Here is a 609-nt window from a genome sequence, read left to right as displayed (position 1 = left end):
CTCGGCATGGGCGATCGCCCGCAGCCAGGCGTCTTCCACGCCGGTGGCCTTTGCCGCGGCCTTGAACTGCTTGGCATGGCGGTTGAGCTGCGGCGTACCGACCTTGCCCAGCCCTTCATGCGCCGGCTCACCCGGCGGCGTGGCTACGGTGAATTTCAGGAACACCCGCGAACCTGGCAGGTTGCGCGTGGAATAGACCATCCCGCCGTCCTGCTCGCGCTCGTACAGGGTGCCGCTGAAGACCCCCATGTTGCCCCACAGGTTGGGCGTCTGCACCGCGTTGTCATCCACCTGCTGCGCGGTGCATTGGGAGCCGGGCTCGGGCGCGGTGGCCAGGCTGACCGTGTTGTTCTGCACACAGCGGTACACCGTGCGCGCCGACGCCTCCCACGGCAGCAGCAACGACAACAGGGCCAACGCGGCAGGCAGGGTCGGGTTCATGGGCTCGGTTCGGGGCACGCCAGTCGTGCGGCGCGATCATCCGGCCCAGGCTGCGAACCGAAGGTGAATACCGGGCCCGCCAGGAGGGCGGACCCGGCCGACGCTCAGCGCGGGCCGCCGATCAGCCGCTTGCCGGCGTAGCCCAGGCCCAGCAGCAGGAACCACAAC

At 69.6% G+C, this 609-nt stretch carries 1 protein-coding gene; it reads right to left on the bottom strand.

Annotated elements, in window-relative coordinates; genetic code table 11:
* On the bottom strand, positions 1 to 441 hold a 441-nt coding region (locus ACXJKJ_RS31205; RefSeq protein ID WP_457395480.1), incomplete at its 3' end, for a hypothetical protein.
* Positions 442 to 609: the final 168 nt, after the last annotated feature.

The organism is Roseateles sp. P5_E1 (assembly GCF_054049335.1).
This window is presented reverse-complemented; position numbering and strand designations above follow the sequence as displayed.